Raw genomic sequence first — 25,922 nt, 5'->3', positions numbered from 1 at the left:
ATTAGTTTCAAATTTACGAAATCAAAAGAATAATTTCTATATTTAGATTTTATAATTCTACATGAAAAATAGTACTCCATTGGTTATTTTTGGCGAATCGATTTTGCCGGGAGAACACAGAACCATAAATGTCGAAATTGCTCGACTGCATACTACAACCAAGTTGAATATTCCTGTAATCGTGCGCCGTTCCAAGCATGACGGTCCGACAATTTTATTTTCTGCCGGAATTCATGGCGACGAAATTAACGGCGTAGAAATTGTTCGTCAGATTATCAGCAAAAAAATTAATAGACCTTCGCGCGGAACCATAATTTGCATTCCTGTCATTAATATGTATGGTTTTGTCAATAAATCAAGAGAATTTCCTGATGGAAGAGATTTAAATCGCGTTTTTCCAGGAAGTAAAAAAGGTTCGCTTGCAAGCCGATTTGCCTATCATATTGTAGAAGAAATTTTACCGATTTTAGATTATGCAGTCGATTTTCATGCAGGAGGAGCGAGTAGATTCAATGCGCCACAAATCAGAATCACAGAAAATAATCCTGAGTTAAAAGTTTTGGCAGATATTTTTAATGCACCTTTTACACTTTATTCTAAAAATATAAATGGTTCTTTCAGAAAAACTTCTGAAAATGCCAATGTAAAAATGCTTCTTTTTGAGGGTGGAAAATCTTTAGATATCAATAACGAAATTGCCAATCAAGGTGTTTTAGGAACTAAACGTCTGCTTCATTATTTAGATATGCTCGACCCAAAACAGATTGCTGAGCCAGCTTTAACGCCTTCTATTTATATAAAACAATCGGTTTGGCTTCGTGCCAAATGTTCGGGTTTGCTGCATGATTTTAATTTGGTTGGAAAATATGTAACCAAAGGCACTATCTTAGCGATTATTACAGATCCGTTTGGGAAATTTGAACAGAAAGTCAAAGCGCCTCATGATGGTTATGTAATTAATGCCAACCATTCGCCAATTGTTTACGAAGGCGACGCTATTTATCATTTATCTAAAACGCCCGACAATGCCGACGAGTAAAAAAGAACTCCGAATAGAATATAAAAATCTCCGTAAATTACTTTCTTTTGATGAAATAGAAGAAAAAAGTCTGGCGATTGCCAATCAATTAATCCAAATTCCAATTTGGGATAAAATCTATTACCATGTTTTTCTTCCGATTGAAGAACAAAAAGAAGTTAATACCGAATTTGTTTTGCATTTACTTTCTGGAAAAGACAAAGAAATCCTAATTTCTAAAAGTGATTTTGATACCAGAAAAATGACTCATTTTCTTTTAACAGATAATACCAAAATAAAGAAAAACGAATACAATATTCCCGAACCTGTTGACGGAATTGAAGTTCCTTCTTCTAAGGTTGAAGTAGTTTTTGTACCGCTTTTGGCTTTTGATGTTTTCGGAAACCGAATTGGTTACGGAAAAGGTTTTTACGATAAATTCCTTACCGAATGCAAACCTGAAACCGTCAAAATTGGACTTTCGTTTTTTGAACCCGTAAACCAAATCGATGATGTTTTTGAATCGGATATCAAATTAGATTTCTGCGTTACGCCTGAGAAAATATATCAGTTTTAAATTCACGTCCCAATATTCTGTAGAGACGCACCGCAGTGCGTCTAACACAAAGTTTGTCGATATATTGATTTAAAATAATGTCACAGATTAAAGGATTTCAAAAGATTAATCCATTTAATCCTTTTAATCTGTGGCAAAAAAATCTTCACATTTTAAAAAATATTCCGCAGCAAATCCCTTAAAAATCAAGGACTCTTATTTTATTTTCTCGTAAGAAAAGTAATTTTAATTTTTTTGGCACGATTTTGCTTACTCGAAAATTGCAAATAATCGTCTCTAGTACATCCGGAATGCTAGTCCTTATTTGAAGCCAATAACCCATTTATTAATTTTTAAAAATTTACTTTATGAGAAATCTTAATTTCTTTATGATGGCATTCCTTGTACTTACTATTTTCAGCTGTAAGAAAGCGTATGCACCAGATGCAGCGGCAGATTCGACCGAAATCGCAGTAACAACAACCGACTTGGTTGAAGAAGAAAATTACATTCCTGATACTAATACAGAAAGCTACGCAGGATTAGAAGAAAATCCATTTGAATCTCCGCTTAAAGCGCCACTTTCTACTTTTTCTATAGATGTTGATAATGCATCTTATACCAATATTCGCCGATTTATAAACGAAGGACAAAAAGTTCCTAAAGATGCCGTTCGTGTCGAAGAAATGATCAATTTTTTCAAATACAAATATCCACAGCCAGACGGCGAGCATCCGTTTTCTATTAATACAGAATACAGCGATTGCCCGTGGAATAAAAGCAGCAGATTGCTAAAAATTGGTTTGCAGGGAAAGGACGTTCCAATGGAAAATTTGCCGGCTACTAATTTGGTTTTTTTGGTTGATGTTTCGGGTTCGATGGATGAACCAAATAAATTACCATTATTAAAAGAATCGATGAAAATTTTGGTAAAAGAACTTCGCAGTACAGACCGAGTTTCAATTGTAGTTTATGCAGGTTCGGCAGGAGTAGTTTTAGAACCGACTTCTGGAGATGATAAAGCCGAAATCATGGATGCTTTTGACGATTTGCACGCAGGCGGAAGCACGGCGGGCGGAGAAGGAATCGAACTGGCTTATAAACTAGCACAAGAAAACTTTATCAAAGGAGGAAATAATAGAGTAGTGATAGCTACCGATGGTGATTTTAATGTTGGCGCTTCAAGCGATGATGATATGCTGAAATTGATCGAACAAAAAAGAGAATCTGGCGTTTTCTTAACCGTTTTAGGATTCGGGATGGGCAATTATAAAGATTCGAAAATGGAAATTCTAGCTGATAAAGGAAATGGAAATTACGCTTATATCGATAACATTCAAGAAGCAAATCGTTTTCTTGGAAAAGAATTTAAAGGTTCGATGTTTGCTATCGCGAAAGATGTAAAAATCCAAATTGAGTTTAATCCGAATCATGTTCAGGCGTATCGATTGGTTGGGTATGAAAACCGAAAACTTAATGCCGAAGATTTCAAAAATGATAAAATTGATGCTGGAGAATTAGGAAGCGGACATTCGGTAACGGCTTTGTATGAAGTTATTCCGACTGGTGTAGAAAGTGATTATGTTCCGTCTGATTTAAAATATACAAAAACACAGAAAGTGTCTGGAAATCATAGCGATGAATTGGCAACTGTAAAATTTAGATATAAAAAACCTGATGGCAATAAAAGTAATGAAATAATAAATGTTATTGCAGATAAGAAAACAGATCTAAAAAACAGCTCTCCAGATTTCAAATTTACAACTGCTGTTTCGTGGTTCGGACTTAAATTGCGTGATTCAAAATATATTGCAAATAGCTCAAGTTCTGAAATTAAAAGTCTGGCAAAATTAGGATTATCTAATGATGAAGAAGGTTATCGATCTGAATTTATAAGATTGGTAGACGCGGTGAATTAATCTTAAGTTTCAAAAAAATAGAAATCCCAAATTCCAATTATTGTTTTGGAATTTGGGATTTCTTTATTTAAATGTTTTGAACTTTTACTTAACTTCTTTAATTGTCGAAGAATCAATCCAGCCTTGCGTTCCGTCTGTTAATTCAACTTTTTTCCAGCCGGCAACACTTTCTAAAACATAAACTTTTGCTCCTTCGTGCAATAAAATAATACCATTGGCAGACTTTTGAGGTTTTGCACGAATTTGACTCATCTCAGAAAAAACAATGGCAACACGATCGTTATCAAAATGACGTTTTTCAGATACAGCAGCAGATATGCTTAAAGCAAATGCAACTAGAAAAATAAACATTCCGACAAAGTAGATTCTTTTCGCAAGTGTAGCTTTTGAAAAATAATAGCCAATAAAACTCAGTAAAAAGATAAAACCAATCGCTACAGCAATTTTTGCCCATTCATTATAATCAAAAATAGAAGTAAAGTTCTGAATCAGTTTTGCAAAACCAACTTTAGGAACTTCTTTAATTTCATCGATCGTCAGTTTTTTGGCAAATTTTAAATTGTTTAAAGTCTCAGGATCGTTTGGTTTTAGTACCAAAGCTTTTTCATAATTATAAATCGAAGGCGCAACTTGATTTAATTTATAATAGCAATTACCAAGATTAAAATACAATTCAGCAGAATGTAATTTATCTTCTTTAACTATGTTTTCGTAAACCTGAATCGCTTCTTTATATTGCCCTTTTTGGTAAAGTGCATTTGCCGATTCAAAGCGACCTTGCGCAAAGAAAACCTGCGAGATTAATAAAAAGAGATAGAGTATATTTTTCATTTTTATGATGTATAAATTTTCACTTTGCGAACTTAAAATTCAGCGAAAGCTAGATCATTATTTCTTAGCGAACTTTGCGTTAAAAAAATTAGACAATCTGTTTTTCTAATGCAGAAATAATCAAAACGGCTTTGTCATAATCTTGCTGAATCGAAGCGCTCGACGCTGGTGCATAGCGTGCAAATTCACAGTTTTCTGTCAAATTAATAAAGTTCTGAACCGTTTCTGCATTTGCATTTCTAGACAATAATAATTCTCTGATATTGTCTTTACTCATTTCTGAGGTTTCAATATGCAGTTTAGCTTTCAAGAAATTATGCATCGCTTTTTCTAATGCGATATAGAAAGGCTCTTTGTTGTTAAGATGTTTCTTCGCTTGCGATAAATATTTCTTCGCCAGTTTATTGTTCATTCTAATTCTATTTCCAGTAACATCACTGTCAATAGCTTCTTTTCTTTTCTTAGCTAAAATAATAAGCGGAATAATGATGAACGGAGCAAACAATAATCCTAAATATAAATTAGAACCATAAAACTCTTTTTTAGCAATCGGAGTTAGAGCTGTTTTAGATTTAATGTTTTTGAAATGATCTGTTTGAGCAACTGCATTTTTAGATGCCGGTCCTGTATTGGCTTCTGCAGGCGTTGGTCCATCTAAAACGTCAATCATAATTTCTTTTGATGTAATGGTTTTGTATGAACCAGTACTCAAATCAAAATATGAAAACTGCATTGGTTTAATCGCATATTTTCCTCTGTATTGCGGAACAATTGTGTATTTATCTGTAATTCTTCCAGACATTCCAGCCAAAGAAGTGGTTACACTTTCATCATGGACAGGATCATACATTTCTAATGCATTTGGAACAACTGGTTTTGGAAGTGTAAATAACTTCATGTTTCCAGTTCCCTGAGCGCTAACAATTAAATCAAGTCCTTCACCATTTTTAAGTGTTGTTTTTGATGGAGTAACTGTGAAATTTAATCTTCCAACAGCGCCTGTAAATCCTTCTGGTTTAGTGCTTTCTGGAAGCGGTTTTACATTGATTGTTTTTGCTCCGGCAGATACTACTTTGTTACCTTGTGTGGTAATCATTTGGCCAAACATATCACGACGATTAGAAGCCATTTCTATTTCAATATCTAACGAAAGAGGATCAATTGTCAGTCTTCCAGACTTTTGTGGATATAAAACGGTTTTTTTCAAGATTACAGAATAACATCTCTGACCTTGATAACTTCCTTCTTCAATCTGTAATTGTTTAATTTCGATATTCTGATTCCAGAAATCATTGTATTTAGGTTTTGCAAGCTCTTTAAAACGGTTTACTCCAATATTATTGAAGTATAGTTTATAAACTACTGTAATCGGTTCATTTAGATACGGATTTGTTTTAGAGATTTCTGCAACCAAAGTCAATAATTCATTAGGAGATCCTGGAGGTCTGTCGTTTGGATCTCTTTCTTGCGCAACGGCATTGGTAACCGTAACTTTTATCGGATTTGTTTTGTAAACTTGACCGTTATATTCTATAGCAGCTTGTTTAATCATTACAACTCCTTTTCTTTCAGGTTGTAAGATATAAGAATATATTTTTTGAAAAGAGCTTCGTCCGTTTACCCAAGACTGACTTATTTGCTGGCTTGGTCCAGCGACCATTCTAAAACCGTCAAAAGAAGGCTGTTCGAAATTATCTCCGTCAACATTCATGATGAAATCTATACGAAGTCTTTCGTTTACTCCAAGTGTGTTTTTGCTGACTCTGGCTTCAAATTGTACTTGAGCCATAAGTCCTTGAAATGTGATTAGAAATAGAATTAAATATCTTTTCATTTAATGTTTAGTCGTTGTTTATTTAACTGTTTAATCGTTTAACCGCTTGAAAATGTTTCTTATAAACAAATACTAACGATTAAACGATTCAACTTATTTTACCAGTCTTTTTCAGATTTCTTAGGACTTCCTTTTACTTTTTGCGCGTTAACTTTATCTTGAATTTTCTTCTCTTCATTGTTAACAGCATCTAACAAGTTCTGAACGCGTTCTTTTGATATTCCTCCAGGCTGTGGTTTTGGCTCTCCTTTATTGTCAGATTTGTCATCTTTCTTCGGATCGTTTTTACCATCTTTTTTATCCTTGTCTTTATCGCCTTTGTCGTCTTTTTTGTCCTTGTCTTTATCTTTGTCTTTATTGTTGTCCTTGTTCTTATCTTTATTTTTATCCTTGTCTTTGTCCTTATCTTTATTCTTGTCTTTGTTTTTATCGTTTTTCGGAGGATTTTCTTTTAATTTTTGTTTTGCGTAAGCGTAATTATAGCGCGTTTCCTCATCCGTTGGGTCGTTGCGTAAAGCTTGTTTGTATGCTTCAACTGCCTGCGTATAATCTTTCTCTTTCATGAAAACGTTTCCAAGATTATGAAAAGCTTTGTGTTTTTCAGGTCTTGTTTTGGCATTTTTTATTGCTTTCGCGTAAGCAAATTTGGCTTCCGAAATCTGATTTTGTCTATAAATAGTGTTTCCTAAATTATATGGCGCTGCTGCTCTTTTAGGAAATTTAGATTCCGAAATTCTATAGTTTGCCTCAGCATCTACAAATTTATTCTGTTTATATTCTTCATTCGCAGCAGGCAATGATTTGTCTTTCTCTTGTGCAGAAACTGCAAAAGAAAACGTTAGTAAGATATAAAGAAGTAAATTTTTCATTCTAATTTTGTTTTCTGTTCTGAATTTCATCTGTGCATTTATTTCTTTTCGTTAAATAAATCCAACTCTTTGATCCAGTTTGTTTTTCTTTCTAATAAGAAAATATCAATAAACAGCAGTAAAAAAGCAAATCCAATAAACCATTGAAATTGCGATTGAAACTCTGCCATTTGCGTAGCTTCAAATTCTGTTTTCTGAATATTGTTTAATGCATTTTTTACATATTCTAAAACTTCTTTGGTACTTCCGCCATAAACATAACCGCCTTTTGTGGCTTTTGCAATCGTTTTTAAACCTTCTTGATTTAATTTCGTGATTACCGTTTCTCCGTTTTGATCTTTTTGATATCCTCTGACAACGCCATTTTCTTTTAACGGAATTGTTCCTCCTTTTTCTGTTCCAACACCAATTGTAATGATCTTCATTCCTAATTTGTTGGCTTCTTCTGCCGCAGCAGCCGCACCTTCAGAATGATCTTCTCCGTCGGAAATCAGGATTAATAATTTGCTGGTTTTACTTTTTTCATCAAAATAAGTCGAAGACAATTTAATCGCTTCGTCCAAAGATGTTCCTTGAGAAGAAACCATTCCTGGACTCATACTTTGCAAAAACATTTTAGCAACGCTATAATCAGATGTGATTGGTAAAACAGGAAAAGCGCTTCCTGCATAAGCTACAATACCAATTCGGTCACTTCCTAAGTTGTTGATGATTTGCGAAACCAATTGTTTACTTTTTTCCAAACGACTTGGTACAATATCTTCAGCAAGCATACTTTTAGAAACATCGACAGCAAAAACAATATCGATACCTTCTCGTTTTACGGTTTCCATTTTGGTTCCAATTTTTGGATTTACCAAACCGATAATTAAGCAGGTAAGAGCCAGAAGAATTACAACAATTTTTAAAACAGGTTTAAAAACTGATTTCTCAGGACTCAATCTTTTTACCATTTCTAAATCACCAAATTCGCGCTGGGTTCTTCTTTTCCAATACATATTGAAAAGAAAAATACACACCACAATCGGGATTAGTATTAGGAGATATAAATATTTTTTTTCGTCTAATTCCATTTTTTAATTCTAGTTCTCAGTCGCAGTTCTCAGTCGCAGTATTCAGTTGTAAACTGTAAGCTGTGACTGCGACTAAAATATTAAATAAAGCTTCTATAAACTGTATTTCTTAATCCAACTTCAAGCAATAATAAAAAGGCTGCAAACAAAACAAAAATTCTGTACTTTTCATCATAATCATAGAATTTTAATTCTTGGATTTCTGTTGTTTCTAATTTATTGATTGAGTTATAAATCTGTGCTAATTTATCGTTGCTTGTTGCTCTAAAATACGTTCCATCTGTTTTTTGAGCGATGCTTCTCATTAGCTTTTCGTCAATTTCAACTTTCTGCATTTTGAACATTAAACTTCCGTTTGGAGCGTATTGATAAGGAGATTCTGCCATTCCGTTTGTTCCAATACCGATTGTATATACTTTAATTCCGTATTGTTTTGCAATGTCAGAAGCCGTTTCTGGTTCGATAAAACCAGCATTATTAACTCCATCGGTCATTAAAATAATTACTCGGCTTTTCGCTTTACTATCTTTAAGACGGTTTACAGCAGTTGCCAATCCCATTCCGATTCCAGTTCCGTCTTGTAAAGTTGTATCGTATTTAATGCCTTTTATTGCTTCAAGAATAATAGCTTTATCGCTCGTTACTGGAGTTTTTGTATATGCTTCAGATGCATATAAAACCAATCCGATTCTGTCATTAGGTCTTTCTTCAACGAAATCTGCGGCAACTCTTTTCAAAGCTTCCATACGATTTGGTTTTAAATCTTTTGCCAACATAGAACCAGAAACGTCAATTGCCATTACGATATCAATTCCTTTTGTTGTTTTAGTCTGGTTGCTAATGTCTACTGTTCTTGGTCGAGCCAAAGCAATAATCAAAGAACATAAAGCAAGTATTCTAAAAACGTATAAAGCAGGTTTGAACTTTGTCCAAAACGATTCGCTGTTTTTGAAACCTGCCGTAGAACTCATTTTTAAAGTAGCCGACTGCTGATTGCGTTTCCAGAAAAACCAAATTATGGCAATCGGAATCAATAGAAACAACCAAAGAAATTCTGGATTTAAAAAACTCATCTTACTCATTAGTTGCTTGCTCTTTGAAGTTCAACAGAATTTAATACTCGGGTTGTAATGTCATTTGCATACGTATCGCCTTCTTCATGTAAAATCAAAATTTGCTGTAAACCTTGATCTTGTTTGAAAAGCAACAATTCATAATATGCTTTTGTACTCGTTTTAGTTGCAGGATTTAGAATAGTCATTGTTCCGTAACCTTTAACTCCCTGAATACCTTCGTTTGTTTGAAAATCTTCTTGTTTTACAATAATATTTTGTGCGCCTTGAGCTTCCATTACTTTTAATGATCCTTCAAGAGCTTTTGACAAATCGATATCGGTTGGCTGTTTAAATTTTGCTGTAGAAACAGTGATATAGAAATTATCAATCATACTTCCGTATGTGAAAAGCTGCATTTCTTTAATTAAAGCCATCGTTTCTTTCGGAAGAACTTTTTCTGTGTCCATTCTTTTTAAAACTTTTGGAGTTTCAATTAAAACAGCTGGACTTCCGTAAGCGCTTTTTACCCATTCTCCTTCTAATAATTCTTTAGAAGGATGACCGATTACATTATCTTTCACGTAAGTGAAACCTTTTGTGACCACAAAATAAGTTGTAGTTACAAACAACAATAAGATTACCGCTGCAATAGAATAACCAATTCTGGCATTGCGTTTTTTGCGAAGCTGTTCTTTGATTTGCTTTTGTCTTTGAGCCTCATTCAATAACTGATCTTCGATATCTTCTGGCGCTTCTGTCGGAATCGCATTATCAAGCGTTAGAATAACTTTCTGAATTTTGTTTCGATCTTCTGTAATTTCAAAATCAAGTGGTTTAGATTTCGCAAATTTTACCAAATCGGCTTGACGTAAAACGCGTTCTAGATTCTCAACCGTTTCAGGTGTCAGCGTCATTTTCTTTTTAGTCGAAGCTTCTCTAATTGCAGAAATCAATTCAGAAGTTGTACTTTCCATTGCTGGAATATGAATCGCTTCTTCAATATAATTTCTTGCAATATCCGTTAATTCACTATAATATTCTTTGATTTCACCTTTCTGAACAAGTTCTTTTTGCTCTAAGTTGTTTAATAAACTTGTAGCTTTTTCGATAGGAGTTTTATAAACTTCTTCTTCGATTTTTTTCAGTTGGCGTTTTTTAACATACCAATAAACGAATGCTCCAATTCCGATAATCGCTAAAACAATCAAAACGTAAATCCACCAATTTCCCATCCCTTCATCTACTGAAGAAATGTCTTTGATGTCGTACATTTTTTGCTGTAAAGTATCGACTTTTACATTAGCCACTTCAACTTTGATAGAATCAGAAAAGAAAGGTTTTTTATCAATTAAAATTTTGATGCTTGGTATTGTATAACGACCAGAATCAAACTGCGTTAAACCATATTTTTTTATAAGTTCGTAAGTGCCGTCTTTCTTAACGGTATCAATTGGATACGATTGAATAACTTCTAGCGGACCAATATTTTTAAGTTTCGGAAATTCAACTTTTGATGTTGAAGTTACAACCGTTTTAAGCGACAGCTTGAACTCGGCACCAATCTTATTTTTGGTGGTATCAATACTTGTTTCTACTTGTTTCTGCTGTGCAAAAATCATAGTAGAAAAAAGTAATAAAAATATATAAAGTTTAAATTTCATTTGATTAACGATTGAAGATTTTAGATTAACGATTTTTGATGGGTTAATCAAAACTGCCTAATTTTTATCGTGATTTGAAATAGCCTAATAGTTTAGTAACGTAATTTTCGTCGACTCTAGTGTTAACAATTCCTGCTCCTGATTTACGGAAAGTATCTTTAAAATAATTTAATTTTTCCTGATAGTGTTTTTCGTAATTCAGACGAACTGTTTTTGAACTTGTGTCAACCAATTGTATTTTTCCTGTTTCAGAATCCAGCATAGAAACCATTCCTAGATTTGGAATTTTTTCTTCACGCATATCATAAACTCGCACACCAGTAATGTCATGTTTTTTAGAAGCAATTTTTAAAGTATGCTCATAAGAATCAGACATAAAATCGGAAATCATAAAAATGATTGCTTTCTTTTTTTGAGTTCCTGACAAGAATTTCAAAGCTTGAGCAATATCAGTTTTATGACTTTTTGGTTCAAATTCGATTAATTCACGAATGATGCGAAGCACGTGCGAACGTCCTTTTTTAGGCGGAATATATAATTCTACAGTATCAGAAAATAGGATTAAACCAATTTTGTCATTGTTTTGTGTAGCCGAAAAAGCCATCGTTGCCGCAATTTCGGTTACGATGTCTTTTTTAAATTGATTTTTAGAACCAAAAGATTCCGAACCCGAAATATCAACCATCAAAACCATGGTCAATTCGCGTTCTTCTTCAAATACTTTAACGTGAGCTTCGTTGTAGCGTGCGGTCACATTCCAATCGATGTTACGAATATCATCTCCGTATTGGTATTGACGCACCTCGCTAAACGTCATTCCTCGTCCTTTAAATGAAGAGTGGTATTCTCCCGAAAAGATATGATTACTCAGTCTTTTCGTCTTGATTTCTATTTTCCGTACTTTTTTTAAAAGCTCTTTTGTATCCATTTTTTTAGTTTTCAGTCGCAGTTTTCAGTCGCAGTTTATTGTAATGTGTTTACTGTGACTGAAAACTGAAAACTATTTTTAAGGTACTTCAATCTCGTTAACGATTTTGTTGATAATGTCTACAGAAGTAATGTTTTCTGCTTCTGCTTCGTAAGTGATTCCAACTCTGTGACGTAGAACATCGTGAACAACCGCACGAACGTCTTCTGGGATTACATAACCACGACGTTTGATGAAAGCATAACATTTTGCAGCATTAGCCAAGTTGATACTTCCACGAGGAGAAGCTCCAAAACTGATAAGCGGTTTTAAATCGGCTAATTTGTATTTTTCTGGGTAACGCGTAGCGAAAATAATATCTAAGATGTATTTTTCAATTTTTTCGTCCATATAAACTTCACGAACTGCTTCTTGCGCACGTAAAATCTGCTCAACAGACACAACTGGATTTACTTTTTCGTAAGATCCTTTTAAGTTTTGGCGAATTACAAAACGCTCTTCATCAATTTTTGGGTAGTCAATTACGGTTTTCAACATAAAACGGTCAACTTGCGCTTCAGGAAGTTGGTATGTTCCTTCTTGCTCAACCGGGTTTTGTGTTGCCAATACCAAAAACGGACGATCTAATTTGAAAGTAGTATCACCAATTGTAACTTGTTTTTCCTGCATCGCCTCTAATAACGCTGATTGAACTTTTGCGGGAGCACGGTTAATCTCATCGGCAAGTACGAAATTGGCGAAAATTGGTCCTTTTTTAATAGAGAACTCGTTTGCTTTAATATTGTAAATCATGGTTCCGATAACATCGGCAGGTAATAAATCGGGCGTAAACTGAATACGGCTGAACGAACCTTGAACCGCTTGTGACAATGTATTTATAGCTAAAGTTTTTGCCAAACCTGGAACTCCTTCCAATAAAATATGCCCTTGTCCAAGCAATCCGATTAATAGACGCTCGACCATATGTTTCTGACCCACAATAACTTTGTTCATTTCCATTGTAAGAAGGTCTATAAAGGCACTTTCTTTTTCAATTTTTTCATTTATCGCTCTAATGTCTAAAGTCGTTGTATTTTCTTCCATATAAATATTTTTAAAACCTTGATTTTTACGCCTAATTTTTGAGAGTGCAAATTGAATATTTTTTAAGAAGTAAGATGTTAAAGAATGGTTAAAACTTCGACCAATGACCTAATTTTAAGGACTAATTGTGAATCTATTTTTATATTTTTAAGAACTTTGATGATTATGTTTTTTTAAGGCATAATTATTACCAAAAATAACGCATAACAATTATGAGCAAAACAGTCTTATCGCCTATAATTTCGGGCACTATGAATTGGGGAGTTTGGGATAAAAACCTTACAACCAAAGAAATGGAAAATATGATACAAGTGAGTATCGAAAACAAAATTACGACTTTTGATCACGCGGATATTTACGGTTCGTATACGACCGAAGCCGATTTTGGAAAAGCCTTTCACGCCAGTAAAATTGATCGTGAAAAATTACAATTAATTACCAAGTGCGGAATTCAGATGATTGCTGATAAACGCCCAGAAAACAAAATCAAACATTACGATTATTCTAAAGATTATATCATTAAGTCGGTTGAAGGATCTTTGAAAAATTTAAAAACTGACTATGTTGATGTTTTTCTGCTTCATAGACCAAGTCCGTTAATGCAGGCTGATGAAATTGCTGAAGCAGTTGAAAAATTAAAAGCTGAAGGGAAAATCATTGATTTCGGACTTTCAAACTTTACAAGTTCTCAAACTGAATTAATTCGTCAGAAAACAGAAGTTAGCTATAATCAAGTACAATTTTCGGCAACTCATTATGAAGCAATGACTGATGGAAGTTTAGATTATATGCAAACTAACGGAATTCGCCCTTTATCGTGGAATCCGCTTGGAACTGTTTTTAGAGAAGATACTAAACAAACTCGTCGCTTGAAAAAACTGTTTTCTATTTTATTAGAGAAATACCATTTAGGTGCAGACACACTTTTATTGTCATGGATTTTAAAACATCCAGCAAAAATAATTCCGATTGCAGGAACTGTAAATATTGCTAGAATTCAATCTTTGTCAAAAGCAATTGAATTGGAAATGGATACAGAAGATTGGTTCGCGATCTGGACAGAAAGTATGGGCGACGATGTGCCTTAATTTTTAGTTTTCAGTCGCAGTGACAGTATTCAGTTTATAATGCTAAAATATTAGCCACAGATTAAAGTGATTTTCACAGATTAAAAAAATCATTTTAATCCTTTTAATCTGTGACAAAAAAGAAAATACAAAATGAAAAAAACAGTTTTAATTACTGGAGCCACAAGCGGAATTGGAAAAGCAACTGCGCAGATTTTGGCAAAAAACAATTATAAAGTGATTCTTTGCGGAAGACGTAAAGATCGTTTAGAAGAACTTCAAAAAGAACTTTCTGCTTTTACAGAAGTTCATTCTTTAACATTTGATGTTCGTGATAAAAAAGATGTTTTTGAAAAAATTGGCGCTTTGCCAACTGATTTTTCTACAATTGATGTTTTAATTAATAATGCGGGAAATGCCCATGGTTTAGATCCAATTCAAAATGGAGATTTAGACGATTGGGATGCTATGATGGATATTAATGTAAAAGGACTTTTGTATGTTTCAAAAGCGATAATTCCGCAGATGGTTGAAAGACAATCGGGACATATCATCAATATTGGTTCGACAGCAGCAAAAGAAGTTTATCCGAATGGAAATGTATACTGCGGTTCTAAACATGCCGTTGATGCAATTACAGCAGGAATGCGAATTGACTTAAATCCGTTTGGAATTAGAGTTGGAGGAATTCATCCTGGATTGGTGGCTACAGAATTTAGCGAAGTTCGTTTTAAAGGCGATGTAGAAAGAGCGGCAAATGTTTACAAAGGATTTGATCCTTTAAAAGCAGAAGACATTGCAGATATTATTCACTTCGTGATTTCAAGACCTTATCATGTAAATATCGCCGATTTGGTTGTTATGAGTACGGCGCAAGCTTCTTCGACAATTGTCAAGAAAAATATTTAAATAAAATTGATTGTAGAGACGCACAGTGGTGCGTCTTTTTTATAATTTTAAGTTTTAATAAATTAATTTAGTGCGAATTAGTACAATTCGCGACAAAATAAAATCGACATGATTAATAAGCGCCTTTTAATAAAAAATCTTCTCGCTCATAATGACGAAAGCAGTTTTTATGATAAAAAAAGGCAGTTGAATCTACATTCGAGAGAAGGAAAAGGAAAATTCCTAAAACACATTTGTGCTTTATCAAACTCAAATCCAAACAATAATTCTTATATCGTTGTTGGAGTAGAAGATCAAGATAATGAAATTGTGGGCGATGATTTCTTCGATGACAGCCGAATTCAGAATCTCGTTAATGCTTTTCTAGAAAATCCGCCAAAAATTCAATACGAAAACGTCCCTTTTCCAAATCTTCCAAAAGATAAAGTAATCGGATTAGTTACAATCAAACCTAAAAGTAAAATCTCTTATTTTAAAAAAGGAATTCACACCATTCTTGCCAATAGTATTTTTATAAGACGCGGAAGCAATTCGATTCCACTTGAAGAGCACGAAGAAATTGAAAAAAACAATCAAAACACAGAAACGGTTATTGGAATAGAAAATAGTTCTCGAAACAGTATTCAATATACTTTAGACGGCGTTATTGATTTCATGAATTTCAGGCATAAAGATATGTCGCCAAAATATCGTGTTTTTAAAGAATTGTTTGTGATTTGCTGGGCGGGAGTTCCAAAAACAATGCGCGATAAAACTTTTCTTTCACGTGTTGATATCGAATTAATCAACGAACAAATTAAGCTTTTTTATTCTGCACAAGATGTTGTAACTATTGAATATAACGATGATACTTTTACCATTACAGAATATGTTCCTTTAGGTTTGAATGATAAAACGAGTTATTATCCGCTAGAAGAACAAACGATTCATTTCTTTGATAATGGTTATTATAAAATAGACCGCCAAATGCTTTTTCAACCTCCAGAATTCAACCGAAAAATGCTGTATCATATTTATAATTCGAATATGGCTTTGCTTGGAAAACTTCAAAAAGAGATTGCATTATCAGAACGTGAAATGAAAGATTTAGAAAATCTTCCTTCTACTTTTATGATTTGTTATTTGAATGGTTTTGAAGATGCACGACAAAAACTTATCGATGCAAAACTGCTTTTGAAACCTTATAAACATGTTTATTCTTCTTTTAAAGAAGCTTTACGAGTTTTGCGAAAAATGAAGTATGATGTTCAGTAGAAAAAGGTTCTGAGATTCTAAGGTGTTTCTGTAGAGGCGCACTGCAGTGCGTCTACATCCAGCATATCGACAAAGATTCAGTTTAATTTTATTGAAAATTCAAATATTTCTTTACTTCTTCATAAGGAAATATAATTTCTTTTGGTCCATCTGCATAAGAAGCGGCTTCATATGAATTGTAATATAAAAGCAAACCTTCGGCAGTATAAAAGATGTTTTGAGGCAACTGGAATTTATCATTTTCAAACATTAAACCCGTTGCATTGATATTGGCTTTTTCCGGAATTTTATATTTGTTTCGAAATGTTTTTTCGGCGAAGGCCTTAAACTCTTTTTCGTTTTTAAATAATTGGTTGTTATTTATAGCTTTTCCAGTTTTTGCATTAAATAATAAGGAGCGATAACCTTGGTAACCGTGAGCGCCACCAGTAAAAGTATAATGGTCAATTTTTAGATTTAAAATATCTTCAGATTGAAACTCAACATCGCCGATTATTTTTGCTTCCCAGCCAAAAGTGTCTTCCGGAAATTTTTGACGCATTTCTTCGTAAGAAGCAATAAAAGATTTTGCCAATGATTTATAATCATCAACTTTTACTGAATCTTCTTCAAAAAAGACAATTTCTTTTATAACGGCAAAAACTCTCTTATTAATGCTGTCTGATATTACTCGGCCATTTTTGGCAATTGGAACTTCTATTGTGATTTTCGGGCAATCGTTTTTGCACGGAATGGTAGATTTTTCTTCAAACGTTTCATTCTCAAATGAAAGCTCTTTTTTGCAACTTGTAAAAATCAAACACAATAAGATTATAAATATGTAATTTTTCATATCAAAAAGTGTTAATTATCTACAAAGATAAGCACTTGTGCCTCGATAAAATAAATTAAGCGGTAAATTTGTACTACAATTATGGAATTAAAATTTATAACTATATGAAATTCAATACAAAAGTTATTCATGGTGGACAGCATCATGATCCAAGTACGGGGGCAGTTATGCCGCCTGTGTATCAAACTTCAACTTTTATTCAGACAAGTCCAGGAAAACCGTTGGCAGATTACGAATATAGTAGAGCTTCGAATCCAACTCGTACAGCTTTAGAAGAAGCTTTGGCTAGTATTGAAAACGGAACTCGCGGATTGGCATTTTCATCTGGTCTTGCAGCAACAGATTGCGTTTTAAGATCTTTTAAAGCTGGTGATGAAATTATTGCAATGGATGATTTATATGGAGGAACTTACAGAATGTTTGCTCGCGTTTATAAAGATTCAGGAATTATATTTCATTTTGTTGATATGACGAATATCGAAAAATTGAAAAGTTTAATCAACGAAAACACGAAATTAATTTGGGTAGAAACGCCAACTAATCCGTTAATGAAATTGGCCGATATTCAAGAAATTGCAAAAATCACGAAAGAGAAAAATATTCTTTTGGCTGTAGATAATACTTTTGCAACACCTTATTTGCAAAAACCGCTAGATTTAGGAGCAGATATTGTTATGCACTCAGCAACAAAATATTTAGGAGGACACTCTGATGTTATTGCTGGAGCATTAATTGTAAAAGACAAAGAACTTGGAGAGCAATTGCATTTTCAGCAATTTGCTACTGGAGCTACACTTGGACCAATGGACAGCTTTTTGGTTTTAAGAGGAATTAAAACTTTGGCATTAAGAGTGCAAAGACATTGTGAAAATGGAGAAAAAGTGGTTGAATATTTAAGCAAGCATCCTAAAATTAAAACGGTTTATTATCCAGGTTTAGAAAGTCATCCTTTTCATGAAATTGCTAAAAAGCAAATGAAAGCTTTTGGCGGAATGGTTTCTTTTGATTTTAAATCGGGTAAAAAAGAAGATTCAATTGCATTTTTAGAAAAATTAAAAGTGTTTACTCTGGCTGAATCTCTTGGTGGAGTAGAATCTTTAGCCAATCATCCAGCTTTAATGACACACGCGTCTATTCCTGCAGATAAAAGAGCAGAAGTTGGAATTACAGATGATTTAGTTCGATTAAGCGTTGGTATTGAAGATGCAGAAGATTTAATTGCCGATTTAGAACAAGCTTTGTCTTAAGATAAATTCCAATAAAAAAATCCCAAATTCCAATTTTACTTATTTTGGAATTTGGGATTTTTATATTGTAAATTTTAATTTTAGAACTCTAAGTAATAGATATAACCAAAGTTAAACCAAACCTGCCAGTCATTATATTTATTTTCTGTATAAAGATTTTTGTTTGGATTTAAACCGTCAATCCAATCCGAATTATACATTTGAAAACGAGTTTCAAACATTAAATCACTCATTTTTGTTAGTTTATATTGAACACCAATAGCAGCAGTTGCAGACAAAACTACGCCAGTTTCTGTAGAAAAGCCATGTGCTCGTCCATCAGAAGGAGTTAAATATTTTCCTGGAGTAACATTTGGAAGCGTAATATCTCCTAAATGTGATCCAACTTTTGCGGAATAATAACTTACCTGAAAACCTACACTTCCGTACGGACTAAAGCTTCCAATTGTATTTTCAAAATCGTGAATTTTAATAGGATGAAATAATAACTGTGAACCTATACCAACTAAGGTAGAACTTCCGTGCATGTTTCTTAACTGTTGAGCAAATACCCCATCAGGTTTTCTTTCAACCCATTCTCCAAAATGTTTTAAGGTTGTTCTGCTAAAAGTTAAGTCAGATCTCACTTTAAAGTGTTCTGAAAAAAAAGTTTCTCTATTACTAGCAGAAGAAAAGTTGATGAAATGCATTACTCCGATACCAAAACCTGTATTTCCTGCATTTGTATCAAAGTTGTTTCTTTGGCCAAAATCTGACTGTAAAGTAACAGGTCCTGCGTAGATTCCGATCTCTTGAGCAAGATTTGACTGGGAAATTGCCGCAGTTGATATACCAAAGATGGCAAATAGTGTGATAAAGAGGTGCTTAGACATTTTGTTGGGCTTACAAATCTTGGCAAATATATAAAAAACATATTCGATTCAAAATATTAAATCGTTCTATTAAAAAATAAGTAACAAAATACTTAATTTGCTAACATTTACGGAGTTATTTGCGTGTAAACCCCTACATGTAAAATGTAATTTTTTGGATTGTTTGAAAAATGTATAAATCGACTCAAAAAAGTGAAAAATATAACAACGAATAAGAATTTGATATATCTTTGCTTGTTGAAACGAAAACGTTTTCTTAAACGTGATTTCTTAATTTAAAAAACAGAAAATAAATCAACTTATCTGAATAATTTATTTCAAATATGGAACAAAAAATAAATGAATTTATGGCTCTTATTGAGTCAAAAAATCCAAACGAGCCAGAATTTCTTCAAGCTGTTAGAGAATTTGCAGAAACAGTAATTCCGTTTATATCTGAGCGTAAAAAGTATGATGGAAAGAATATTCTTTTAAGAATTGCTGAGCCAGAACGATCTATAATTTTTAGAGTTCCGTGGGTAGATGATAAAGGAGAAATTATTGTAAACAGAGGTTTTAGAATCCAGATGAATTCTGCAATCGGACCTTATAAAGGAGGAATTAGATTTCACCATTCTGTAAACTTATCTGTTTTGAAATTCTTGGCATTCGAACAAGTTTTCAAAAACAGTTTGACAACACTTCCAATGGGCGGTGGAAAAGGAGGTTCTGATTTTGATCCAGAAGGAAAATCTGACGGAGAAATTATGCGTTTCTGCCAATCATTTATGACAGAATTATGCCGTCATATTGGTCCAGATCTTGACGTTCCTGCTGGAGATATAGGTGTCGGAGCAAGAGAAATTGGTTATTTATTTGGTCAGTACAAAAGAATCAGAAATGAATTTACTGGAGTTTTAACTGGAAAAGGTTTGGCTTACGGTGGTTCATTAATCAGACCAGAAGCTACTGGATACGGAGTTGTATATTTTACAGATCAAATGCTTCGTACTATCGGTCATGAAATTAAAGGAAAAAGAGTTGCTATTTCTGGATTTGGAAATGTGGCTTGGGGAGTAGCTTTAAAAGTAAACGAATTAGGCGGAAAAGTAGTTACCATTTCTGGTCCTGATGGTTATATTTATGACGAAGAAGGAATTTCTGGAGAGAAAATCGATCACATGTTAGAAATGAGAGCAACAGGTGATAATAGAGCAGAAAGATATTTAGAGAAATATCCAAATGCAGTTTTCCACAAAGGAAAAAGTCCATGGGAAGTAAAAGTAGATATTGCAATTCCATGTGCTACTCAAAACGAATTAAATGGAGAAGATGCTCAAAAACTTATTGATAATGGAGTTTTATGTGTAACTGAAGCAGCAAATATGCCTTCTACTTTAGACGCAATTAAACTTTTCTTAGATAATAAAGTATTGTTCGCTCCAGGAAAAGCTGCAAACGCTGGTGGTGTTGCCGCTTCTGGGTTAGAAATGACACAAAACTCTATTCGTTTAAACTGGACTAGCGAAGAAGTAGATTTGAGATTGAAAGAAATCATGATCGGAATTCACAATCAATGTAAAAAATATGGTGCCGAAGAAGACGGATATGTAAACTACGTAAAAGGAGCAAACATTGCCGGATTTGTTAAGGTAGCAGATGCTATGCTTGCGCAAGGTGTGGTATAAAGTTTATTTCATTTAATAAAAAATAGCCTCTATTTATCTTTAGAAGATAATTTGGAGGCTTTTTTATTGGTATCAAAAAGTAAATAATCCCGTTTGTAGTATATTTGTCTATTCGAATACTTTAAAGGATGAAAAATACATTTTTCTACGTTTTATTTTTAATACTATTTCAATTTAGTCAAGCGCAGAATAAATTGTCATGGCAAGGATATTTTTCGTTTAACGAAATTAAAGATATTTCAGAATCAACGACTAGTGTTTTTGCCGCTTCAGAAAATGCTTTGTTTTCTAAAAATGTAGCGACAAACGTTCTTAAAACAACAACAACTGTTGACGGTTTATCAGGTCAGACTATTTCGGCTGTTTATTATAGTGAAGCTTTTAAGAAAACAATAATTGGTTACGAAAACGGATTGATGATTTTGGTAAATGAAACGGATGGTAGTATTTTGAAAGTTGTTGATATTATTAATAAACAGCTTCCATCAAATCTCAAAAAAATCAATCATTTTATGGAATATAACGGGTTGGTTTATGTTTCGTGCGATTTTGGAATTGTGCAGTTTAATTTGAATACTTCAAAATTTGGTGATACATATTTTATTGGAGACAACGGTGCTGAAATTAGTGTAAAACAAACAACGCTTTTTAACGGATTTATTTTTGCTGCAACTTCAAGCGGAATAAGAAGAGCAGATATTACAAATGGCAACTTAATAGATTACAACCAATGGATAGTTGTAAATTCGGGAAATTGGTCTGGCGTAGAAACTTTAGATACAGAGCTTATAGCAATAAATGACACTGGTTATATTCATAGATTTAATGCTAATACATTTATAGGTTTTTCGCAATTACCGCAAACAGCTGTAGATATGAGAGCTAAGAATCATAATTTGTTTGTTACAACTGCAAATACGGTTTATGTTTATAATAATAAGATGGTTTTAAATAGACAAATTGCAAATACTCAGGTTTTAGATAATACGCTAAATTTTAGTTGTGCGACGGTTGTTGGTGATCAGTTTTTTATTGGAACAAAAGAAAAAGGATTATTTGTTTCTTCACTTAGCAATGCATCAACTTTTGAAAATATTACGCCAGCGGGACCATCTCGAAATAATATTTTTTCTCTAGATGCAACACAAAATGATTTATGGGCTGTTTATGGAGATTACGATACATCATACAATCCGTATGATTTAGATAGTTATGGAATTAGTAAATTTAGTACTTCTGGCTGGTTGAATATTCCTTATTCTGAAGTTTTTGATGCAAAATCAATTACGCGAATTACGGTTAACCCAAGTAATGAAAAACAAGTTTATGCCAGTTCTTTCTTTTCAGGATTATTGAAGATTGAAAACGATGTTCCAACTTTATTATATAATGAAAAAAATAGCGGATTAGAATCTATTACAACAGAAGGCCCAAATTATATAGACGTTCGTATTAATGCTACTGCTTTTGATAAAACAGGAAATCTATGGGTTACCAATAGCCGCGTTAAAAATGGCTTGAAAGTTTTAAAAACAAATGGACAATGGGGAAGTTATGCTATGACTTCGATTCTTGATAATGCGGAAGCAGGAAGTTTTTCGAGTATAGTTGTAGACCGTAATAATGTAAAATGGATGGGAACTTACAGAGATGGCGTTGTTGGTTTTAATGAAACGACTAATACTTTCAAAAAAATGACTTTTGGCACCGATGCAGGAAATCTTCCAGTTGCAGATGTTAGAAGTATTGCTTTAGATACCAAAAACCAACTTTGGATCGGAACTATAAAAGGTTTAAGGGTTTTGTCTAATATTGGAAATTTTCAATCAGAAAGCCAATTAAAGGCAAATCCGATTATTATAATGGAGGATAATTTGGCTCAAGAATTAATGTACGAGCAATTTATTACTTCTATTGTTGTTGACGGCGCTAATAATAAATGGATCGGAACGGCAGATTCTGGTGTATTTATGGTTTCTCCAAACGGTCAGGAAACCAAATATCATTTTACCATAAATAATTCGCCGCTGCCAAGTAATGTGATAAACGATATTAAAATAAATAGCAAAACTGGCGAAGTTTTTATAGCAACCAATAAAGGAATGATTTCGTTTAATGGAGTCGCAACAGCAGCAAACGATGATTTGAGTAATGCTTATGTTTATCCAAATCCTGTTCGTCCTAATTATTCTGGAACCGTAAAAGTTGCTGGATTGATTGATAAAGCGAATGTAAAAATAACAGATATCGAAGGAAATTTGGTTTACGAAATAACTTCTTCTGGTGGAACCGTAGAATGGGATACAACCGCTTTTGGAAAATATAAAGTCGCTTCTGGAGTTTACATGGTATTTATTTCTGCACAAGATGGAGGCGAAACCAAAGTCAAAAAAGTAATGATTATTCGATAGTCTGAAAGTCAAAAGTCGAAAGTCAAAAAAAATCTAAGATCTAAAATCTTCAATCTAAAATTATTCCGTGCTCGTTAAAACCAAAGCCATAGTAATTTCGTCTTTAAAATTTCAAGAAAAAAGCTTGATTGTGAAATGTTTTACGCTTTCTAGTGGACTGAAATCTTACTTTGTACGTGATGCTTTTTCGAGCAGAAAAGCGAGTCAGAAAATTGCCTATTTTCAACCATTTTCAATTTTAGAAATAGAAGCCGTTCATAAAAACAAAGGCACTTTAGAAAATTTTAAAGAGATAAAAAGTGCGGTTCCTTTTCAAAGTATTCATACAGATATTGTGAAAAGTACAATGGTTATGTTTCTATCTGAAATGCTTCATCATTCAATTCAAGAAGAAGAAAAAAATGAACAGCTTTTCTTGTTTTTAGAAACGGCGCTCACTTGGCTGGATCATCATGACGAAATTTCAAATTTTCATTTAATTTTACTTTTAGAAATAACTAAATATTTGGGTTTCTATCCAGATCTTACAGATATTGATCTTCCTTTTTTTGAAATTAACGAAGGAGTTTTTACGGCTTTCCACAATTCGAATGCACTTTCTGAACACGAAACCAACTTGTTAAAAAAACTTATCGATTTAAAGTTCGATAATAGTCAAAAAATCTTCCATGTAATCGAAAGGCAAATATTGCTAAAAATCCTCATTGATTTTTATTCTTCTCATTTAGAGGGTTTTAAACGTCCAAAATCTTTGGATATTTTGAAAGAAATTTTTTCATAATCGCTTTTCTATTTTTATATATTTGCTCAGTATTTTTTTACTAAAAAGTCCCCCGTATTTTTGGTTAGGAATGCAAATTCTCATTAATATCTAATACCAATTATTAAAAAAAAATCTACCATGAAGAAAATTACGTTTTCGATTATTTTGCTTCTGTCGGTAACGGTTTCATCAATTGCCCAAAGAAAATATGATGAAATAGTTACAACAGAAAACGCTGTTCAGGACTTGGTTCAGAATGAAATTACAGGAGTTATTGTCTTTAAAGAAGGCGGAACAGTAAAGGGGCTAGATCCCGAAACAAAAAAAGTTATTTGGACTTTAACAAAAGATGATTTTGGAACTCTTACTTCAAAAGATGTCTTAAGTGATCCTGATTTTGGAAATCTTTTTAAAGAAAAAAGAGATTTGTCTACAGTTCCAGGAAGCCCGTATGTTGAGGCATACATCAATTCAAAATATTTGATTATCAATACCGATTCAGGTAAAATTGTTTACAACTCTTCAAAAGAATCTTTTTGGGTTTTTCAATCAGATTTTATTCCTGAAACAAACGAATATCTTCTTACTCTTAAAAAAGACGGAGAAATGGCAGTTGCATTGCTAGATTTGACAACTGGTGAGCTTAAATGGAATACAACAGTTGATAAAGCAAAATCGTTAATAAGTTTTTCAACTAAAGCTTCAAGTTTAACAAACAAAGCAAAGATTCATGGTAACACAGTTTATTATTTGCTTTATGGAAAACTTTACTCTTTTAATAAAGAAAACGGAAAATTAAACTGGAAAGCAGACGAAGATTACACAAGATTTTACGAAACACAAAATGATAAGAATATTGTGGTAGTTAATTCTGCTGGACTTCTTTCAACTAAAGAATATATTAATGTTTTGAGTACAGAAGATGGAAAAAGTATCTGGAAAGAATCTATTAAAACTAAATATGTTGTTTATTTAGAAGATTGGGGAACAAAATTATTAATTGCTCATGATAGCGGTTTCAACTTTTTTGACTTAAAAACAGGAGAAAAAATCTGGAAAAAAGATGCTCGTGGAGGCGGTTTGAAAAGAGTAATTCCAATTGATCAAGATTTCTTATATGTTGCAGAAAACGAAATGATGTTGATCAACAAAGATGGAGAAAAGCTTTGGAAAAAATTTATCGAAATTTCTGATGATAAAGAAGATCCAATCTACTACTTAGGAAAAGTTGGTGAAAAGGTAATGTACCTTACAGGAACTTACGGAAATATGGTAGATTATAAAACTGGAGTTAAACTTTGGAAACGTAATATTAAGTTTGAAAAAAGCCGTCCAGTTTTACCAACTTATGACGAAGCTACAAATTCTTACTTAGTGTATAATGATGAGAAATTATACAAATTCGATCCAAGCATCAACGATAAACCAGAGCCTTTTGCTAAAGTAAATATCAAAAGAGAAAAAGAATTAAACAGTATCGAGCAATTTCCTTGGGGAGTTGTGCTTTCAGGCCCACTTGAAGTAATGGGAGTTAATATGGATGGAACTGTAAAATACCATTTAACTTACAACCAACCAGGTGAAACAGGAAGACGTTTAATTAAAAGTGCTGCAATTGTAGGAAGTATTGGTTTAGGTGTTGGTTCTGTAGCAAGTTCAGTTAAAGGTGCTGATTTAACTATGACATATCGTGATTCTGAAGGTAACATTAGAACTGCAGTTGCAAAAGGAGATCAAACAAATAAGGATCAGGCGCAAGCTTATGCAGCAGGATCTGCAGCTTTAGGAATTGTGGCGGCTAAATTTAATTCTCGTTTTAATGCGATGAAACAAAACAGAGATTTCTCATATATTTTTGCAAAAGCAGATACAGGAGAAAAAGTTCTAGTTAAAGTTAGTAAAGCTGAAGGAAAAGAGATTGATAAAATCATCTTCACTAACAATAAACCTCTTTATGAGATTGACCCAGCTACTCAGAATATTTTTTATGTTTCTGATAAGTCAATTCAGATCTTCAATAAGAAATAAGAATATAACAAAATCCAAAGCCATCAGGATCTGATTCTGATGGCT

General features: G+C 33.2%; 21 protein-coding genes. 11 read left to right on the top strand and 10 right to left on the bottom strand.

Annotation, left to right across the window (positions count from 1 at the left end; translation table 11 throughout):
- Positions 1 to 61 precede the first annotated feature (61 nt).
- The 3 genes from NYQ10_RS03400 to NYQ10_RS03390 all read left to right on the top strand — a co-directional run bounded on the left by NYQ10_RS03400 (position 62) and on the right by NYQ10_RS03390 (position 3,493).
- Positions 62 to 1,039, top strand: a complete 978-nt coding sequence (locus NYQ10_RS03400) for a succinylglutamate desuccinylase/aspartoacylase family protein (protein WP_289878896.1) — start codon at positions 62 to 64, stop codon at positions 1,037 to 1,039.
- On the top strand, positions 1,026 to 1,595 hold the full coding sequence (locus tag NYQ10_RS03395; protein ID WP_289878895.1) for a 5-formyltetrahydrofolate cyclo-ligase: 570 nt from the start codon (positions 1,026 to 1,028) through the stop codon (positions 1,593 to 1,595). Before NYQ10_RS03400 ends, NYQ10_RS03395 begins: the two co-directional genes overlap by 14 nt.
- 347 nt (positions 1,596 to 1,942) lie before the next feature.
- The gene (locus tag NYQ10_RS03390; protein ID WP_354669346.1) at positions 1,943 to 3,493 is read left to right on the top strand and encodes a vWA domain-containing protein; all 1,551 of its coding nucleotides are present in this window, start codon (positions 1,943 to 1,945) and stop codon (positions 3,491 to 3,493) included.
- An 84-nt stretch (positions 3,494 to 3,577) separates the two neighbouring features.
- Here NYQ10_RS03390 and NYQ10_RS03385 read toward each other — a convergent pair whose 3' ends face one another.
- From NYQ10_RS03385 to NYQ10_RS03350, 8 genes are all read right to left on the bottom strand, one after another.
- Positions 3,578 to 4,324, bottom strand: coding sequence for a tetratricopeptide repeat protein (locus NYQ10_RS03385; RefSeq protein WP_289878894.1), 747 nt, complete (start codon positions 4,322 to 4,324; stop codon positions 3,578 to 3,580).
- 88 nt (positions 4,325 to 4,412) lie between these two features.
- Entirely contained in the window at positions 4,413 to 6,158 is a 1,746-nt protein-coding gene (locus NYQ10_RS03380; protein WP_289878893.1) for a BatD family protein, read from the bottom strand.
- Between the two features lie 98 nt (positions 6,159 to 6,256).
- Positions 6,257 to 7,027 carry a tetratricopeptide repeat protein gene (locus tag NYQ10_RS03375; protein WP_289878892.1) on the bottom strand — a complete coding sequence of 257 codons (771 nt, stop codon included), beginning with the start codon at positions 7,025 to 7,027 and terminating at the stop codon, positions 6,257 to 6,259.
- Between the two features lie 38 nt (positions 7,028 to 7,065).
- Entirely contained in the window at positions 7,066 to 8,100 is a 1,035-nt protein-coding gene (locus NYQ10_RS03370; RefSeq protein ID WP_289878891.1) for a vWA domain-containing protein, read from the bottom strand.
- Positions 8,101 to 8,180: 80 nt separating this feature from the next.
- Positions 8,181 to 9,182, bottom strand: a complete 1,002-nt coding sequence (locus tag NYQ10_RS03365; RefSeq protein ID WP_289878890.1) for a vWA domain-containing protein — start codon at positions 9,180 to 9,182, stop codon at positions 8,181 to 8,183.
- Positions 9,182 to 10,816, bottom strand: a complete 1,635-nt coding sequence (locus tag NYQ10_RS03360) for a hypothetical protein (RefSeq protein ID WP_289878889.1) — start codon at positions 10,814 to 10,816, stop codon at positions 9,182 to 9,184. Before NYQ10_RS03360 ends, NYQ10_RS03365 begins: the two co-directional genes overlap by 1 nt.
- 64 nt (positions 10,817 to 10,880) lie before the next feature.
- A complete protein-coding gene (locus NYQ10_RS03355) occupies positions 10,881 to 11,744 on the bottom strand; it encodes a DUF58 domain-containing protein (RefSeq protein WP_111287257.1) in 864 nt (287 codons plus the stop codon).
- A gap of 78 nt (positions 11,745 to 11,822) precedes the next feature.
- A complete protein-coding gene (locus NYQ10_RS03350) occupies positions 11,823 to 12,827 on the bottom strand; it encodes an AAA family ATPase (protein WP_289878888.1) in 1,005 nt (334 codons plus the stop codon).
- Between the two features lie 212 nt (positions 12,828 to 13,039).
- On the opposite strand from NYQ10_RS03350, the gene NYQ10_RS03345 reads away from it, so the two are divergent.
- The 3 genes from NYQ10_RS03345 (at position 13,040) to NYQ10_RS03335 (ending at position 16,057) form a co-directional block, all read left to right on the top strand.
- Positions 13,040 to 13,915, top strand: a complete 876-nt coding sequence (locus tag NYQ10_RS03345) for an aldo/keto reductase (RefSeq protein ID WP_289878887.1) — start codon at positions 13,040 to 13,042, stop codon at positions 13,913 to 13,915.
- 132 nt (positions 13,916 to 14,047) lie between these two features.
- The gene (locus tag NYQ10_RS03340) at positions 14,048 to 14,803 is read left to right on the top strand and encodes an SDR family NAD(P)-dependent oxidoreductase (protein ID WP_289878886.1); all 756 of its coding nucleotides are present in this window, start codon (positions 14,048 to 14,050) and stop codon (positions 14,801 to 14,803) included.
- Positions 14,804 to 14,911: 108 nt separating this feature from the next.
- The gene (locus NYQ10_RS03335) at positions 14,912 to 16,057 is read left to right on the top strand and encodes an ATP-binding protein (protein ID WP_289878885.1); all 1,146 of its coding nucleotides are present in this window, start codon (positions 14,912 to 14,914) and stop codon (positions 16,055 to 16,057) included.
- An 88-nt stretch (positions 16,058 to 16,145) separates the two neighbouring features.
- On the opposite strand, the gene NYQ10_RS03330 is transcribed toward NYQ10_RS03335, so the two are convergent.
- Positions 16,146 to 16,889, bottom strand: coding sequence for a DUF3298 and DUF4163 domain-containing protein (locus NYQ10_RS03330; protein ID WP_289878884.1), 744 nt, complete (start codon positions 16,887 to 16,889; stop codon positions 16,146 to 16,148).
- 104 nt (positions 16,890 to 16,993) lie between these two features.
- Between NYQ10_RS03330 and NYQ10_RS03325 the strand changes: the two genes are divergently transcribed.
- Positions 16,994 to 18,136 carry a cystathionine gamma-synthase gene (locus tag NYQ10_RS03325; protein ID WP_289878883.1) on the top strand — a complete coding sequence of 381 codons (1,143 nt, stop codon included), beginning with the start codon at positions 16,994 to 16,996 and terminating at the stop codon, positions 18,134 to 18,136.
- Between the two features lie 80 nt (positions 18,137 to 18,216).
- On the opposite strand, the gene NYQ10_RS03320 is transcribed toward NYQ10_RS03325, so the two are convergent.
- Complete coding sequence (locus NYQ10_RS03320; protein ID WP_289878882.1) at positions 18,217 to 19,008, bottom strand: THC0290_0291 family protein; 792 nt, start codon at positions 19,006 to 19,008, stop codon at positions 18,217 to 18,219.
- 323 nt (positions 19,009 to 19,331) lie between these two features.
- Here NYQ10_RS03320 and gdhA point away from each other — a divergent pair, with 323 nt between their 5' ends.
- The 4 genes from gdhA (at position 19,332) to NYQ10_RS03300 (ending at position 25,877) form a co-directional block, all read left to right on the top strand.
- Entirely contained in the window at positions 19,332 to 20,675 is a 1,344-nt protein-coding gene (gene gdhA / locus NYQ10_RS03315; RefSeq protein WP_223710541.1) for an NADP-specific glutamate dehydrogenase, read from the top strand.
- Positions 20,676 to 20,803: 128 nt separating this feature from the next.
- Positions 20,804 to 23,086, top strand: a complete 2,283-nt coding sequence (locus NYQ10_RS03310) for a T9SS type A sorting domain-containing protein (RefSeq protein WP_289878881.1) — start codon at positions 20,804 to 20,806, stop codon at positions 23,084 to 23,086.
- A 67-nt stretch (positions 23,087 to 23,153) separates the two neighbouring features.
- Positions 23,154 to 23,867: a DNA repair protein RecO gene (recO, locus tag NYQ10_RS03305; protein WP_289878880.1), complete on the top strand. Its 714-nt coding sequence runs from the start codon at positions 23,154 to 23,156 to the stop codon at positions 23,865 to 23,867.
- Positions 23,868 to 23,987: 120 nt separating this feature from the next.
- Entirely contained in the window at positions 23,988 to 25,877 is a 1,890-nt protein-coding gene (locus tag NYQ10_RS03300) for an outer membrane protein assembly factor BamB family protein (RefSeq protein WP_289878879.1), read from the top strand.
- The last annotated feature ends 45 nt before the right edge of the window (positions 25,878 to 25,922 follow it).

This window comes from Flavobacterium johnsoniae, assembly GCF_030388325.1.
Lineage (GTDB): Bacteria > Bacteroidota > Bacteroidia > Flavobacteriales > Flavobacteriaceae > Flavobacterium > Flavobacterium johnsoniae_C.
This window is presented reverse-complemented; position numbering and strand designations above follow the sequence as displayed.